This is a genomic window from Halomonas zincidurans B6 (assembly GCF_000731955.1).
Taxonomy (GTDB): domain Bacteria; phylum Pseudomonadota; class Gammaproteobacteria; order Pseudomonadales; family Halomonadaceae; genus Modicisalibacter; species Modicisalibacter zincidurans.
Genome location: NZ_JNCK01000001.1, coordinates 2209255 through 2224864 on the forward strand (window position 1 = coordinate 2209255; position 15610 = coordinate 2224864).

Annotated in this window: 14 protein-coding genes; 2 read left to right on the plus strand and 12 right to left on the minus strand. The window is 65.1% G+C overall.

Annotated elements, in window-relative coordinates; genetic code table 11:
- Positions 1–84: 84 nt before the first annotated feature.
- Positions 85–1365, minus strand: coding sequence for a M28 family peptidase (locus HALZIN_RS0110430; RefSeq protein ID WP_031384159.1), 1281 nt, complete (start codon positions 1363–1365; stop codon positions 85–87).
- Between the two features lie 119 nt (positions 1366–1484).
- Positions 1485–2357 (minus strand): HAD-IIB family hydrolase, encoded by an 873-nt coding sequence (locus HALZIN_RS0110435; RefSeq protein ID WP_051907469.1) that lies wholly within the window; start codon positions 2355–2357, stop codon positions 1485–1487.
- Positions 2358–2608: 251 nt separating this feature from the next.
- Here HALZIN_RS0110435 and HALZIN_RS0110440 point away from each other — a divergent pair, with 251 nt between their 5' ends.
- On the plus strand, positions 2609–3121 hold the full coding sequence (locus HALZIN_RS0110440; protein WP_031384161.1) for a gluconokinase: 513 nt from the start codon (positions 2609–2611) through the stop codon (positions 3119–3121).
- A 159-nt stretch (positions 3122–3280) separates the two neighbouring features.
- Here HALZIN_RS0110440 and HALZIN_RS0110445 read toward each other — a convergent pair whose 3' ends face one another.
- From HALZIN_RS0110445 to HALZIN_RS0110475, 7 genes are all read right to left on the minus strand, one after another.
- Positions 3281–4255 carry a 2-dehydro-3-deoxygalactonokinase gene (locus HALZIN_RS0110445; RefSeq protein WP_031384162.1) on the minus strand — a complete coding sequence of 325 codons (975 nt, stop codon included), beginning with the start codon at positions 4253–4255 and terminating at the stop codon, positions 3281–3283.
- On the minus strand, positions 4252–4938 hold the full coding sequence (locus tag HALZIN_RS0110450) for a 2-dehydro-3-deoxy-6-phosphogalactonate aldolase (protein WP_035575297.1): 687 nt from the start codon (positions 4936–4938) through the stop codon (positions 4252–4254). Before HALZIN_RS0110450 ends, HALZIN_RS0110445 begins: the two co-directional genes overlap by 4 nt.
- 75 nt (positions 4939–5013) lie before the next feature.
- Complete coding sequence (gene dgoD, locus HALZIN_RS0110455) at positions 5014–6162, minus strand: galactonate dehydratase (RefSeq protein WP_031384164.1); 1149 nt, start codon at positions 6160–6162, stop codon at positions 5014–5016.
- A gap of 58 nt (positions 6163–6220) precedes the next feature.
- Positions 6221–7522, minus strand: a complete 1302-nt coding sequence (locus HALZIN_RS0110460) for a TRAP transporter large permease (protein WP_031384165.1) — start codon at positions 7520–7522, stop codon at positions 6221–6223.
- Complete coding sequence (locus tag HALZIN_RS0110465) at positions 7522–8121, minus strand: TRAP transporter small permease subunit (protein WP_031384166.1); 600 nt, start codon at positions 8119–8121, stop codon at positions 7522–7524. Before HALZIN_RS0110465 ends, HALZIN_RS0110460 begins: the two co-directional genes overlap by 1 nt.
- Before the next feature lie 95 nt (positions 8122–8216).
- Entirely contained in the window at positions 8217–9290 is a 1074-nt protein-coding gene (locus HALZIN_RS0110470) for a TRAP transporter substrate-binding protein (protein WP_031384167.1), read from the minus strand.
- Between the two features lie 14 nt (positions 9291–9304).
- Positions 9305–10078 carry a FadR/GntR family transcriptional regulator gene (locus HALZIN_RS0110475; protein ID WP_031384168.1) on the minus strand — a complete coding sequence of 258 codons (774 nt, stop codon included), beginning with the start codon at positions 10076–10078 and terminating at the stop codon, positions 9305–9307.
- 313 nt (positions 10079–10391) lie between these two features.
- On the opposite strand from HALZIN_RS0110475, the gene xseA reads away from it, so the two are divergent.
- Positions 10392–11741 (plus strand): exodeoxyribonuclease VII large subunit, encoded by a 1350-nt coding sequence (gene xseA, locus HALZIN_RS0110480; RefSeq protein WP_031384169.1) that lies wholly within the window; start codon positions 10392–10394, stop codon positions 11739–11741.
- A 25-nt stretch (positions 11742–11766) separates the two neighbouring features.
- Here the strand turns inward: xseA and glrR are convergent, their stop codons facing one another.
- From glrR to HALZIN_RS0110495, 3 genes are all read right to left on the minus strand, one after another.
- Positions 11767–13137 carry a two-component system response regulator GlrR gene (glrR, locus tag HALZIN_RS0110485; RefSeq protein WP_031384170.1) on the minus strand — a complete coding sequence of 457 codons (1371 nt, stop codon included), beginning with the start codon at positions 13135–13137 and terminating at the stop codon, positions 11767–11769.
- Between the two features lie 89 nt (positions 13138–13226).
- Positions 13227–13754: a hypothetical protein gene (locus tag HALZIN_RS0110490; protein ID WP_031384171.1), complete on the minus strand. Its 528-nt coding sequence runs from the start codon at positions 13752–13754 to the stop codon at positions 13227–13229.
- Positions 13755–13757: 3 nt separating this feature from the next.
- Positions 13758–15251, minus strand: coding sequence for a sensor histidine kinase (locus HALZIN_RS0110495; RefSeq protein WP_035575300.1), 1494 nt, complete (start codon positions 15249–15251; stop codon positions 13758–13760).
- Positions 15252–15610 lie beyond the last annotated feature (359 nt).

Here is a 15610-nt window from a genome sequence, read left to right on the forward strand (position 1 = left end):
CCGATTGCTATCCGACACTCTGACGCCCGGGCTGGGCGTCACGGGCCGTCGTCGGACGCCGCTTCGTCACCCTGTGTCCGCCGGTCAGGCGTCCTTGCCCTTCTTCTCGCTTTCGCTTTCGCCTTCACCCTCCGGCTTGGCCGAGCCCTGGTGGCTCAGCGGCGTGGCGCGGTCGAGACGCGGGTGGTTGTTGCGGAACTCTTGATGCGGATCGTCTAGGGCATCCAGCGCCTGGACGGTATAGGTCAGCGCATGGATCGCTGCCAGCACATCCTGGGTATTGCCGGTCTCGGAGATGGTGTGCATGTTACGGATCGGAAAGCCGATCGAGGTGGCGGCGCAGTCCACCGCCGCCAGCACCCCGGCCATGCCGTCGGTGCCGGTATCGACACCGACCATGTCGCGCTGCATGGGGATGTCGTGTTGCTTGGCGGTGCTCTCGACGATTCGGTTGAGCTGCTCGCTGACGATCGCGCCCACCGCCATGGTGAAGCCCTTGCCCATTTCCAGCGGCTGCATGCGCCGGTCGCCGATGCCCGGCGCCGCCACGTAATCGTGGTTGACGTCGACGCCGATCAGCACGTCCGGCTCGAGCTCCCCGGCCAGCACGCGGCTACCGAAGCGGCCGATCTCCTCGTAGCTGGCGATGGCGAACAGCACCCGCACCTGCCGGGTGCCGCCCGCCTCGGCGATCAGCCGCGCGACCTCGCTGGTGACGAAGCAGCCCAGGCCGTTGTCCAGGTAGGCGCCGTAGAAGGTGTTCGGGCTGAAGCCGCGGCGGATGGGACGATCCATGATGATCGAGTCGCCGGGGCGCACGCCGAGATTCAAGACCTGCTGCTTCTTGTGCTCGCCGTGGATCTGCAGCTCCAGGTAGAGCTGCTCCTTCTTGATGCCCTTCTCGCCGGAGCGCACCGCCGGGTCGGCGAAGTGGATGGCGCCCAGCGCCTCCACCGTGCCGCCCTGGATCACCCGGTAGCTGCCGGGATTCTCGGGATCTTCGCTGAACAGCTTGACCTCGTGGCCAATCAGTACCGTAGGCAGGAAGGAGTCGCTGTTGATCCAGATCTTGCCGTCGTCGCCGATCGAGCGCACCTGCATGCGGATCTTGTCGGCATGCCCGATCAGCATCACCTTGAACAGGTCGTCACGGCCGGGATGGGTATCCAGCACCACGCCGGCATGGCCCTGATACTGGTGCAGTTGCCAGTCGCCGGGCGCGAACGACTCGAACTGCGGCTTGAGCACGCCGTAAGTCATCGCGCCTTCCAGCCCCACCGGGCTGGGTGCGTCGAGGATCTCGCGCATCAGCTTGAACTGCTGCTCCGGCATCGGCCGGTTCCAGGGTTGATTCGTCTCGCTCATCGACTCGCTCTCTTGCGGATTCATGTTCTTCACTGCAAACGCTAGCGTAGAGCGATCCTCAGCGCGAGAAAACGATTTATGGCAGCGGGGGCCTGCTCCCGATCAAGGTCCCGAATCGCTCATGCCGGCTCGTCTTCGTGCGATGAAGGCTCGAAGAACGACTCGCCGAGCCAGTAGTCCAGCCCTTCGACCCAGCCCGCCGGCCCCGGATTGCGGGTGCGATAAAGGTGCGGATTGGCGATGGTGACCGGCCGGCGATGCGCGCCGCGAATCAATACCGCCTGGTCCACCGCCTCGAGCATCGAGGTGTCGTTGGGGCCGTCCCCCAGGCCCAGGGTCGCGGGCACCTCGCCGCGCAGCGCCTCGAAGCGGGCCATCAGCCAGCGCAGCGAGCGTCCCTTGTCGACATCGCCCACGACATGCCAGAAACGCCCGCCGCGAGTCAGCGTCAGCCCGTCGTTGTGCAAGGCTCTGCGGAAGATCTCCAGCGCCTCGTCGCTATCGTCCCAGAGCAGCGGCTCGCTGCCCTCGCGGATGCGCGACTGACGGGCCTGCGGCTCGTCGAGCCCGGTCGCGCGCATGATCTCATCGACGGTCATCTCGCGCATGCAGCGGTAGCGCAGCTTGAGCCGCTCGCGCAGCACCTCGAGACGCCGCCACAGGAAGTCGCTGTCCACGCTCGGCAGCTTGATGCACAAGCCGTCGAGGTTGCGCGGGTCGCGATCCAGCCGGGCGTGCTGCCAGCTCGCCGGCAAACCGATCACCGCACCGTTTTCGGCGATGAACGGCGCGTCGCCGAGCCCCAGGTCGAGCCGCAGCGCCATCAGCTCGGCGCGGGTCTTGCTGGTTACCGGAATCACCGGGACACCGGCCTGTTTCAGGCGCTTCAGCCACGCCACGGCGGGTGACCAGTCATAGCTGTAGTGATCGAGCAACGAGCCATCCAGACCGGTGAAGATCAGGCGCGGGCGTTGTGGCGTGGGTTGCGTCATTACGGCCTCCAGGAATGCGTGGCGACTCGCGAGCCAGCGGGGATCCGATCACTCCCTCACGATAGCCGATACTTGCGCTTCGTTCAGGTACCCGAAAGCGCCTGCGGATCGGCGCGACGCCAGAGCGGCCACGGCGTCAGTTCGGACCCGGCGCGGCCCGCCGGAACGGAGGGTCGACAGCCCGCCCATTGGGCGCTGAAAAATGCTAGTATCGGGGCCAAATTATCTTCAAGAAACGAGTGATTCCCGACATGGAAAACACATCGCATTGCATCCTGGTCATGGGGGTTTCGGGATCGGGAAAGTCGCATATCGGGCGCGACGTGGCAGCATCGATCGGTGCCGAATTCGTCGACGCCGACGATCACCACAGTGCGCTGAGCATCGCCAAGATGTCGCGGGGCGAACCCCTCAACGATAATGATCGTGAGGGCTGGCTGGCCACGCTAGCCGACATCTTCAAGCGGTATAGAAGCGAGAACCGCCACGTGGTCGTCGGTTGCTCGGCACTCAAGCGTCATTATCGCGACGTGCTGCACCAAGGAGCGCCCAACCTGAAGATTCTCTATCTCCACGGCAGCCGCGAAGTCCTGTTGCAACGCCTCAACAGCCGCGGATCGCACTTCTTTTCCGGCGAGCATATGCTCGACAGCCAGTTGAGCACGCTGCAGCCACCGACTGCCGACGAGGCCTGTCGCATCGATATTCGCGAATCGCCCAAGGCCATCGTCGAGCAGTTCGAAAGCTACCTTCGTCTCGAATGAACTCGCCCACCGGCCATGCAATCTGGTGGTTTTTGAGAGAGGGACTTGCTCCCAAATATCAAGGCACCGAGCCCTGAACCCGGGAGCTTTTGTGGGAGGGAACTTGTTCCCGATTATCAAGGCACCGAGCCCTGAACCCGGGAGCTCTTGAGTGGGAATCTAATGCCCATGCCGTTCCGCCAAGGCACACAGACCGGCCAGCGTCGCCTGGTCGCTATCGATCTCGCGGACGCCGAAACCCACTGCAGTCATTGCCCGACGATAAAGCGCGTTGAGGGTACTCGACCCGACCAGAATCACCTCGCCGGCTTGCGGATGAATACGTCGCTGGCTCAGCACTTCGCTGCCGATGGTCACCCCCGAGAGATAGCTCCCCACCTGCTCGCTGGCCAACCCTGCATAGAGGTGACGACTGCGCGCCTCGAACAGCGCGTGGAGTATGCCCGCCGGGTGACCGGCCGCCTCCAGCCCCTGGTCGAAGGCCGCCGCATCGAACTCGGCCGACTCGCGTGCCGGCTCGCCGGGCAGGGTGTGAAAGCGCACCGCATGATAGAGCTCGCCGGTCATTGCGGTGGTGAAATCGACCAGTTGCGCGTCGGCAAGCCGCGCCCACTTGCTGTGCGTACCCGGCAGGCAACACAGCGCCTCACGGGTAGCGCACAGCGATAGCGCACCGAAGGCCTGGATCTCCTCGCCGCGCATCACGTCGACATGCTCGACAGCGACGATCTTCACCCCGGGCACGATCCAGGCATTGTCGACCCCCGGCGCGGCCACGACATGTGCCGCCAGGTCGGTGGCGCTCACCGGTAGATCCAGCTGCGGGGCCTCGCTCCAGCCGCGCTTGGAACCGACCATCCCGGCCAGATAGATCGGCACGCTTTTAGCGCCCGACGCCGCGCCGCCCTCTTCTTTAGCGCCCGACGCCGCGCCGCCCTCTTCGCGCCAGTCGCCGACCTGGGCGGCGCAGTAGTGCGGGAATTCGGCGCTGGAGAGCGAGCGCAGTCCCGCCTCGGAGCGTCGGCTATCGAGGCATTTACCGCTCTCGCGATCGACCAGGAAGGCGCGAAAGTTGCTGGTCCCCCAGTCGATGGCGATCAAGCGAGCGGGGCTGTCGTTCGCTGCTGCGCTCATGCGTCGGCCTCGCGCTCGAGTTCCGAGGCCTGGCTCAGGCCCTCCTTGACGCGCCGCCACTCACTGATCAGCCCGCGCGCCTTCTCGCCGACTTCATCGGCCGACCAGCCGGGTCTGTAGACACTGCCGCCGAAGCCGAAACCGTCGATCCCGGCGGCGATCCAGTCGCTCATGTTGTGAATGTCGATGCCGCCCACCGCGAATATCGGCAGGTCGAGCGGCATGACCGCCTTGATATCCTTGAAGTAGGCCGTGCCCAGGCTGCCGGCGGGGAACAGCTTCAGCGCCGTCGCCCCGGCCTGGGCGGCGGCCAGGGCCTCGGTCGGGCTCAGACAGCCGATCATCGGTGCCAGCTCGAGCCTGGCGGCTTCGCCGACCACCAGCGGATCGCTGTTGGGAGTGATCACCAACGGGGCATCGAGATCCGCCAGACGCTGGCAGACATTGGGATCGAGCACGGTGCCGGCGCCGATCACCACGTCGTCGGGGCAACGCTTGGCGATCCGCTCGAGGCTTTCCCACGGGCGCGGCGAATTGAGCGGAATCTCGATCATTCTGAAGCCCGCCGTGACCAGCGCATCGAAGATAGCGTCGATCTCGTCCGGCCTGACGCCGCGCAGGATCGCCACCAACGGTAACTTCTCGAAAGCCGCATCGAGTGCGGCCCGGCGTGTCTCGTTCATATCGCCTCCCATTAATGCGTTGTCGAAAAGGCTCGGTTTTCCGCCCTTGCGGAAGCGAATGTATTCCCGATTCGGTCACCACTCCGCTATCGAGCCATCCTCGTGCGTCCACACCGGGTTGCGCCAGCGATGGCCGACCTTGGCGCGCTCCTCGACGAACGCCTCGTCGATCTCCACGCCCAGGCCGGGACCCTGCGGAATCTCGCAGAAGCCGTCCTTGATCGACAGCGCCGACTTGTCCACCAGGTAATCGAGCACGTCGTTGTCCCGATTGTAGTGGATGCCCATGCTCTGTTCCTGAATGAAGGCATTGTGATTCACGGCATCGACATGCAGCGAAGCCGCCAGCGTCAGCGGACCCAGCGGGCAGTGCGGCGCCAGCGCCACATCAAAGCAGGAAGCCAGCGAGGCGATCTTCATGCCTTCGCTGATTCCCCCGCAGTGCGAGAGATCGGGCTGGACGATATCGACCATGCCTTCGGCGAGCAGATCGCGGAACTGAAAGCGCGTGTGCAGCCGCTCGCCGGTGGCGATCGGATAGCCCAGCCCGGTGGCGATGTGCTTGAGGCTCGGCAGGTGCTCGGGCGCCACCGGCTCCTCGACGAACATCGGGTGGTACGGTTCGAGTTCGCGCAGCAGGGCCTTGGCCATCGGCCGATGCACGCGGCCGTGAAAGTCGATGGCGATGCCGACATCCGGCCCCACCGCCTCGCGGGCCTCGGCGACCCGGGCCACCGCTTCGTCGACCTTGGCGTGCGAATCGACGATCGCAAGCTCCGGCGTACCGTTCATCTTGAACGCCGTGAAACCCTGCTCGACCAGCGCCTTGGCGCCGACGCCCACGTCGCTCGGCCGGTCGCCGCCGGTCCAGGCGTACATGCGCATCTTGTCGCGCACCTTGCCGCCCAGCAGCTGATAGACCGGCACGCCCAGGTCGCGCCCCTTGAGATCCCACAGCGCCTGGTCGATACCGGCGATGGCACTCATCAGGATCGGCCCGCCCCGGTAGAAACCGGCGCGATACAGGGTATTCCAGAGATGCTCGATACGATGCGGATCCTCGCCGATCAGGTAATCGGAAAGCTCATGCACCGCCGCCTCGACGGTGGCCGCGCGGCCCTCCACCACCGGCTCGCCCCAGCCGTAGCAACCCGCGTCGGTCTCGATCTTGAGGAACAGCCAGCGCGGCGGCACCTGCCAGGTTTTCAGCTTGGTAATTTTCAAGAGTCACCTATTCAGAAACTTTGCCATTTCGAGAACGAGTTCCCTCCCACAAAAGCCCTCACACCAGCCACATGGCCAGATTGGGGAAGAACAGCAGCATGAACAGCACCACCAGCTGGATGGCGATGAACGGCAACAGCGACACGAAGATGTCCTTGAGACTGATACTCGGTGGCGCCACGCCTTTGAGATAGAACGCGGCCGGGCCGAACGGCGGTGACAGGAACGATACCTGCATGTTGACCGCGAACAGAATGCCGAACCAGATCGGGCTATAGCCGAGCTGCTCGACAATCGGCACGAAGATCGGCAGCGTCAGCATGGCCACCCCGATCCAGTCGAGAAACATCCCCAGCACCAGCAGGATCGCCATCATTACCAGCAGAATCACGATCGGCGCCACGTCGAGCCCCAGGATCACACTCGAGATGAAGCGGTTGCCGCCCATCAGGTTGTAGACCCCGACCAGCGCCGCCGCGCCGATGCCGATCCAGATGATCATGCCGCAGGTCATCAGCGACTGATTCAGGCTGGCATGCAACATCTTGAACGAGAACTCGCCGCGCGCGATCACCGCCAGGAAAACCCCGAATACGCCCATCGCCGCCGCTTCGGTCACCGACGCCACGCCACCATAGATCGAGCCGAGCACCAGAAACGCAATCAAGCCAGGCACGATGATCGCCCGCAGCGCCTGCCAGCGATTGGAGAAAGATTCCTCGCGGTCGGCCTCGGTCAACGGCGGCCCCAGCTTGGGGTTCTTGAGACAGCGCACCAGCACGTAGGCGATATAACTGCCCATCAGCAGCATCGCCGGGGAGATCGCCGCAGTGAACAAGTCGGCGATCGATACGCTGGCGATCAACCCGTAGATGATCAGCACGATCGAGGGCGGCATCATCGTGCCCAGCGAGCCGCCGGCGCACACCACGCCGATCGACAGGTGCTTGTCGTAGCCCAGGCGCAGCATCTGCGGCAAGGCCAGTATGCCCAGCAGCACGATCTCGCCGCCGATGATCCCCGACAGCGCGGCCAGGAAGAACGCCACCACCACGGTCTGGATCGCCACACCGCCGGGCAAGCGGCCGGCGAATACCCGCATGGCGTTGAACAGATCCTTGGCGATTCCCGAGCGGTCGAGCAACGAGGCCATCAACACGAACATCGGCACCGCCACCAGCGAATACTCGGTCACGAAACCGTAGACACGGGTGGTGACCAGCGGCAGGGCCATCTCGCCGAACCAGCCGAAGGTGAACGCCAGCGCCACCAGGCCGGTAATGAAGGCCAGCGGCAGCCCGGTGACCAGCAGGGCGAAGATCGCCACGACCATCAACAGTGTTCCGTCGGCAATACTCATCAGACCGCTCCCTCATCGCTGGGCGCCGGGGCCGGCTTGCCGCGCAGCGACTGAATCAGGTGAATGAAGGCCTGCACGCACATCACCATCAACGCGACCATGATCATGCCCTTGACCAGCGCCGGGAACGGCGGATTCCAGGCCGTGCCGGAGCGTTCCAGCGACCATTCGCCCAAGGGGTTGTGGGAGGCGTCCCAGAACATGGTGTAGGCGGCATAGCTCATCACCAGGCAGAAGCCGAAGGTCACAAGATCATTGAAACGATCGAGCCACAACTTGAAGCGCGGCCCGACACTGTCGTAGAGCACCCGTACGCGAATATGCCGGTTACTGGCCAGCGCCGCCGGCCCGCCCAGCGCAAACGCAATCGCCACCAGCATCACCGTGGACTCGTGAACCCATGAGGTCGGCGAATTGAAGCCATAGCGCATGACCACCTCGAACACACTGATGGCCATGGCAATGAAGATCAGCCAGGCAGCGCCGCGGGCACACCACAGCACGCCACGGTCGAAGGCGCTGCGCGCCACATCCGGCGCCGACTCGGGCTCGCTCGGGACCGCGGCGGCCCGGTCGTCGTTACGGGATTGGGAAGACATGGAATGTACTCTCCACGATGAAAATTCGGGTCGTCGTGACGCGCGACGAGGCCCCAAGGGGCCCCGTCGCGTTCAGCTGTCACGGCATGCCGGGATCAGGATTTGTCGGCGGCTTTCTCGCCTGCCTTGGCGGATGCGCCGCCCTCGGCTTGCAGAAGGTTCTGATTTTCCAGATAGCTCACCACGGACTTGTAGAACTCCTGGGTGATTTCATTCTTGTCGGCCCATTCGCTCCACTCCTTCTTGGCGATGGCGCGAAACTTGGCGCGCTCCTCGGCGGGTAGATCGACAATAGTGATGTCCGGATCCTGGCGTGCTTCGCGTACCGCCTGGAGGTCACGCGTCTTGAGCTCGCCGACCATCTTGTAGGCCATGGCATCCACCGAAGTGGTCAGGATGGTCTTGAGATCCTCCGGCAGCCCCTCCCAGATCTCCTTGTTGAGCGACACGGCGACCATCGGCAGCGAATGGAAGCCCGGATAGCTCGGATAATTGGCGAACTCATGCAACCCCTGTGCCTGGTTGGTGGCGAATACCGTGTAGTCGGCGGCATCGATCACGCCTTTCTCGAGCGAGGTATAGACTTCGGATCCCGGCAGATTGACCGGCGTCGCGCCCGCTTTCTCGAAGACGTTGGAGACCATGCCCTCGGGGGTGCGCAACTTGAGCCCCTGAAGATCCTCGACGCTCTTGATGGGCCGGGTCGAGGGGAGCGACTCGAGGCCGGTCGCGGCGGCGCCGATCAGGTGAACGCCGTACTGTTCGGCCAGCTTGTCGTAGATTGCCTCGCCACCGCCGTTGTTCATGTAATCGAGAAAATTGTAGGGGTCGCTCCAGGCCCCCACCAGGTTGCCCATCATGCCGAACGCCGGGTTCTGGCCGCTGAAGTAGCTGGGATCGGTCAGATGGCCCTGGAGGATGCCGGAGCGCACCGCCTGCAGGGTCTGGTTGGCCTGAACGACGGCACCGACCGGCAGGATTTCAATCGAGATACGGCCGTCGGACATCGTCTCGACGTTCTCGGCCCACTGTTTCTTCATCTCGAACTGCGGCTCGCCCGCGGTCTCGGATGTCTGGAAGGTCCATTCGTATTCGGCGGCCTGGGCACTGAAGGCCATGGCACCGAGAACGGCAGCGGTTAGCGTCTTGAGCGGAGTGCTTAGCGTCATGGGATAGGCGTCCTTTAATCGCTTGTTATTTGGGTTTCGAGAGTGGGAAGTTGACGGGTCAAGTCCTCGAGGCCGAGATCCCGCCCGGTGCGATCCAGCACCACCAGCGCCGCTTGTGCGGCCTGTTCGGGTTGCCGCAGACGGATGGCCTCCATCACGCGGCGATGGCGTTCCATACTGTCGTTGAGTTCGTCGGCGCTATGATTGGAGCGCTCGACCAGCAAGGCGATCGCCGGCTTGAGCACATGGCTGATCTGAGCCCAGACCAGATTGTGCGAAGCGGCGAACACGGCTTCATGGAATGCCACGTCGTATTCATCGTGCGTCTGCCCCTGCCAACATAGGCCCTCATCGTCGAGGGCGCGAATCATGCCCTCGTAGGCGGTCTCGATGGCGAGCAGATCGACGGCGGTGGCGTTCTCCGCGGCCAGCCGGGCGACGAACGGCTCGACGGCGACCCGGAAGGCGAATATCTCGCGCTGAATGCGCGGGTTGGGCTGGGCGAAACGCGCCATCCAGGCGCTGACCTGGGGATCGAGCAGGTGCCATTCCTGCAGCGCCCGCACCCGCGTGCCCTGCCCCGAGATACGCTTGAGCAGACCGGCGGCCACCAGGGTCTGTAGCGCGCTTCGCACGGTACTGCGACTGACCCCGAACTGCTCGCACAGGTCCAGTTCCCTGGGCACGAACTCCCCCGGCGCGTAGCGGCCACTGAAGATGGCTTCGGCGAGGTATTCGGCTATGTCCGGTCGCGGGCTGCGACCTGTGGCGGCAGGGGCGTTGCTCATCGGATCCCGACGTTTCCTTGTAGGACTAGATACTGACTATGTCCGACATAGAATCAAACAATCGCCGGCACAGCGCCTTTATCCTTTGGTCGACCATGGCGGGGCCAGGCCAACCCCATCACGGCTGAATTCGCTCTCGCGAAACCCTTCCGCGAACTCAGCGCTTGAGGTTTTTTTGTGGGAGGGAATTTATTCCCGATAGCGGAGGCACCGGCTCGTAGCTCGTAGCTCGTAGCTCGTAGCTCGTAGCTCGTAGCTCGTAGCCAGAATGCTAGACTGCCCTTCCCACACTGCCCGACCTGCGAGGCCCGCGATGGACGACACCGGCACCCCGACCCTTTCGGTCAGCGAGCTCAACCGCCAGGCGCGGATGCTGTTGGAGCGCGGCTTCGGCGACTGTTGGGTCGAGGGCGAGGTCTCGAGCGTGGCGCGGCCGGCTTCGGGGCACGTCTACTTCACCCTCAAGGACGATCGCGCCCAGTTGAAGTGCGCGCTGTTTCGCAACCGCGCGCGCTTCACCTCGCCGCTCGACAACGGCGACCAGGTGCGGCTGCGCGGCAAGGTGTCGATCTTCGAGCCGCGCGGCGATTACCAGATGATCGTCGAGGCAGTGCAGCCCGCCGGCCAGGGCGCGCTGCTCGCCGCCTTCGAACGCCTCAAGCGCCAGCTCGACGCCCAGGGCGTGTTCGCCAACCAGCGTCCGCTGCCCTGCCCGCCGCGCCACCTGGCGGTGATCAGTTCGGCCAGCGGCGCGGCGATCCGCGATGTGCTGGCGGTCTTGCAGGCGCGCTGGCCGCTGGTACCGGTCACGCTGCTGCCGGTGCCGGTCCAGGGCAAGGAGGCGGTGCCGGCGATCATCCGCGCCATCGCCATCGCCAACCGGCTTGCCGAGATGCCCAACGGTCCGGGCTTCGATGCGCTATTGGTGACTCGCGGCGGCGGCAGCCTGGAGGATCTGTGGGCGTTCAACGACGAGCACCTGGCGCGGGCGATCTTCCATTCGCGGCTGCCGGTGATGGCGGCGGTGGGCCACGAGGTCGACACCACCCTGGCCGATTTCGCCGCCGACGTGCGCGCACCGACACCCTCCGCCGCCGCCGAGCAACTGGTGCCCGACCAGCGCGACCTGCGCCGGCGCCTGCAGGATGCCGAACGCCGCCTGTTGCGCTGCCAGCGCTCGCGCCTGGAGCGCGAGGCGCAGTGCCTGGATCATCTGCGCGCGCGGCTGCGCCATCCCGGCGAGCGGCTGACCCAGCAACGCCAGCGCCTCGCCCAGCTCGAAAGCCGCCTGAGCCGCGTCATGGATCAGCGCCTGCGCGGCGAACGGATGCGTGTCGAGCATCTGCAACGCCGGCTGGCCGGCTACGATCCGTCGAACCGCGTGGCCCGCGCCCGCGGCCAGCTCGACGGCCTGCAGCAGCGGCTGTATCAGGCCATGCCGCGCCAGCTCGAACAGCGCCGCCAACGGCTCGGCGCCCTGGCCCGCGAGCTCCAGGCGGTCAGCCCGCTGGCGGTGCTCGGGCGCGGCTATGCGATCCTCGAGGACGACGAGCGGCAGGTGGTGCGCAGTGCCGCCGACACCCAGCCGGGCCAGATGCTGACCGCGCGGCTTGGCGAGGGACGCCTCAGGCTGGAAGTGAAGCGGCGGCTGCACAAGGGCTGAGCGTCCGACAGACGCTTAGTGACACTCAAGCCTGATTGAGCTGCTCGGCGTCGGCGCCAGGCTTGAAGGCGCCGGGTTCCAGCGAGTGGCGGCCCAGCAGCTTGTAGAAGTCGGTGCGGTTGCGCCCGGCGATGCGCGCCGCCTGGGTGACGTTGCCTTCGGTGATCTTGAGTACCTTGATCAGGTAGCTGCGCTCGAAGCCGGCGCGGGCGTCGTTGAACGACGGCAGCGCGTTCTCCTCGGCGGCCAGCGCCTGGGAGACCAGCGCCTCGGGAATGATCGGCGAACTGGTCAGCGCCACGCATTGTTCGACCACGTTGACCAGTTGGCGGACATTGCCCGGCCAGGCGCTTCCGGCCAGCAGGTTGAGCGCCCCGGAGGAGAAGCCCTTGACGAACGGCTTGTGCCGCGCGGCGGCCTGGGTGACCAGGTGCTTGGCGAGCAGCGGCACGTCCTCGGCGCGCTCCTTGAGCGGCGGCAGGCGCAGGTTGACGACGTTGAGGCGGTAGTAGAGATCCTCGCGGAAGTCGCCCTCGGCCATCGCCCGGTCGAGATCGCGGTGGGTCGCCGAGATGATCCGCACGTCGATGGGAATCGAGGTGGTCGAGCCCAGCGGGCGTACCTGGTGGTCCTGCAACACGCGCAGCAGCTTGACCTGCAGCGGCAGCGGCATGTCGCCGATCTCGTCGAGGAACAGCGTGCCGCCGTCGGCGGCCTGGAACAGCCCTTCGTGCTGGCTGATCGCGCCGGTGAAGGCGCCCTTGGCGTGGCCGAACAGCTCGCTTTCCAGCAACTGCTCGGGCAACGCGCCGCAATTGATGGCGATGAACGGCTTGCCGGCCCGGGAGCTGGCCTGGTGAATGGCGCTGGCGAGCAGCTCCTTGCCCGAGCCGGAGGCGCCGGTGACCAGCACGCTGACGTCGGAGCCGGCGACCATCCGCGCCTGCTCGAGCACCTTTTCCATGTGCGGGCTGCGGGTGATGATCGCCGAACGCCAGGCATCGTCGCCCTCGACGCTGGGACCGGGGGTCTGGGTCAGGGCGTCGTCGATCGCCGCGAACAGCTCGTCGCGGTCGACCGGCTTGGTCAGGAAGCTGAACACGCCCTGGCGGGTGGCGCTGACCGCGTCGGGAATCGAGCCATGAGCGGTGAGGATGATCACCGGCAGGCCGGGAACGCGCTTTTGCAACTGCTGGAACAGCGCCATGCCGTCCATCTCGTCCATGCGCAGGTCGGAAAGCACCAGGTCGGGGCGCGCCCGCTCCAGGCACTCCAGCGCCTGGCGGCCGTTATCGGCGGTGGTCACCCGGTAACCGCGGCTCTCCAGACGCATACCCAGCAATTTGAGCAGGCTGGGATCGTCGTCCACCAGTAGGATGTGGGCTGCGTGCTTCACGGTGTCGCTCCTCCGCTCTGTGAAAAGTGCTCGCCGACTTTTCAGGCAAAGCTTAGTTCAGGGCGCCAGCCGCCCTCTGGGGGCTCGGACTATTGCTGGCGCGAATTGATGCTTTGTTCGATCGCCGTCAGCGCGTCGAGCTTCTCGGCCAGCGCGTCGCGCTCCTGGATCGCCTTGTTGCGCGCGCTCTTGCTGGCAGCGATCTCGTCGAGCAGCGCGCGACGACCCTCGAGGCCGTTAAGCCATTGGCGCAACAGCGGCTGCAATTCACTGGGCGCAGCGGCCAGGTCGGCCTTGTAGAGTTCCGAGGCATCCTTCCAGCGCTCGCGTTCAGCCCACGACAGCACCACTGCGCGGGCCAGGCGCTGGCGCGCGGTATTGCCCTCGAGTTCGGCCAAGGTGTTCTCGCGCCACACGGCATCGCCACGCTGGGCGGCCAGGCCGAAAGCGATCCACGATTCGATCAGGCAGCTGTTGGTTTCGAGGCTGGGTATCTCGGACAGGCACTGGTCGGTCGTCATGTCGAGGGGCTCGTCGCGCTGCGATAACAATTGCTGGCAACCGGCCAGCACAAGCGAAACGCTCAGCACGCCGGCCATGAGTATCGGATGCTTCATTGATCAGTTCCTTGCGTCATTGCTTACCGCTGTGAGCCTGGCTTGCGGCGTATTGGTCTCGTTGCCCGCTTCGGCATTCCACGGCAGCGTCAGCCGAAAACACACGTCGAGCGGGTCATCATCATTGAGCGTGAGCGTCCCGTTCTGGGCTTTGGCGCAATCGGCGGCTACCGACAGGCCGATACCCGAGCCCTTCAGCGCGCCCTTGCGTCGCGCCCGGCCCTGGTAGAATGCATCGAACAGCTGTCCGCGATCCTCATCGGCGATCGGCTCGCCGCTGTTGGCAACCTCGATCGCCAGCGTGCGGCCACGGCGCTGGGCGCGCAGCTCCAGGTCGCCGCCATCCTCGCCGTAGGCAATGGCATTCGACACCAGGTTGTCGAGAATGCGCATGGTGCGGCTGCGATCGGCGCGCCATTCGAGCGGTTGATGGTGGGCGATCACCTGCATGCCCTTCTTCTCCAGCGCCAGCTGATGCTTGGCGAGGACTTCCTTGATCACCGTGGCGATATCGAAACGCTCGTTGATCACGCCCTGATTGTGCTGTAGCAGATTGTAGTCGAGCAGCTGTTCGATCAGGGTCTGCAGCTCCTCGCCACTGGCGTCGATCAGCTCGACGATTTCGCGCTGGCGCGGGCTCAGCGCGCCGGCCACGTCGTCGCTCAATAGCGCCGTGCCTTCGCGCACGCTGGCCAGCGGCGTCTTGAGCTCGTGCGACATGTGGCGCAGGAATTGCTGCTTCTGGGCCTCGAGCTCGTTGAGCCGGGCCGATAACCAGTCCAGCCGCTCGCCGAGGCTGACCAGCTCGGCAGGGCCCTGGATATGGTGCGCCAGGGGCGGCTCCGCCCCGCTGCCCAGGCTGAGAATGCGCCGCTCGAGCTGGCGGATCGGGCGGATGATCAGCCAGGTGAACAGCAGCATCAACAGCAGGCTCGCCGAGACCAGCGCTGCAGTCTGCAGCCATAGCCGCCGCTGAACCTCGCCGGCGCGATCGCTGATCGACTCGATGCGATTGTCGATCTGGCGGTTGGTGGCCTTGCGCAGCGCCTCGGTATGCGTGGCGAAGCTGGCGAACCGGTCGAGTTCTTCACTGACTGCCTCGGGGGTGAGCGCGGGGAGCCCGGTAAGCCAATCGAGCTGTTGGCGCAACGCGATCAGGTCGGGATTGCCGGGCAGCAGGCGTTGATGCTCGTCGAGCAGCTTGGAAAACGCCTCGGCCTTGTCGCTGAAGATCTCCATCAGGCCGGGTTGCTCGACGACCGCATACTGGCGGGCACTGCGCTCCATCTCCACGGCCAGATTGGAGAGTTCGCGGGCCCGGCGCGTCTGATCGACGGCCTGGCGCGCGCTGACGTTGGCCAGTTGCGAGAGTTCCGACAAGACTTCGCCGGCCTGAAACATCAGGACGGCGAGGGGCAGCATCACGACCAGAAAGGCCAGCAATACGAGCTGCAATAGCGAGCGCGGGCGCCAGCGGCGCGAGACCTGGGAGGTCATGGAAACAGTTCTATGCAGAAAGAAGGTCAACGTCATTCATTCTCTCCGCACAGCATAACAGAGTTACCGTTCGGGTAAGCGGTGGGACACCGGTGCCACGAAAAAAGCGGGCCGGCAGAGCCGGCCCAAGGTACGCAGGGAACTGAAGGGTCATGTGAGTACTCACGATGATCTGCCTGGCCAGACACGCATGAGACTCGGAGTCGGCTCCCCGTGGGAGCCCGAAACCGTGAAATCGCCTTGAGTCTGCCAGGGACTGCGATTTCACTTCTGGCGGCGAACCGCCTGGCTTCGTCCGGTTGACGCGTCGCCTGGGCGTCGCGCCGTCAATATGTCCCCCGTGAGGGGGAGTGGCATCC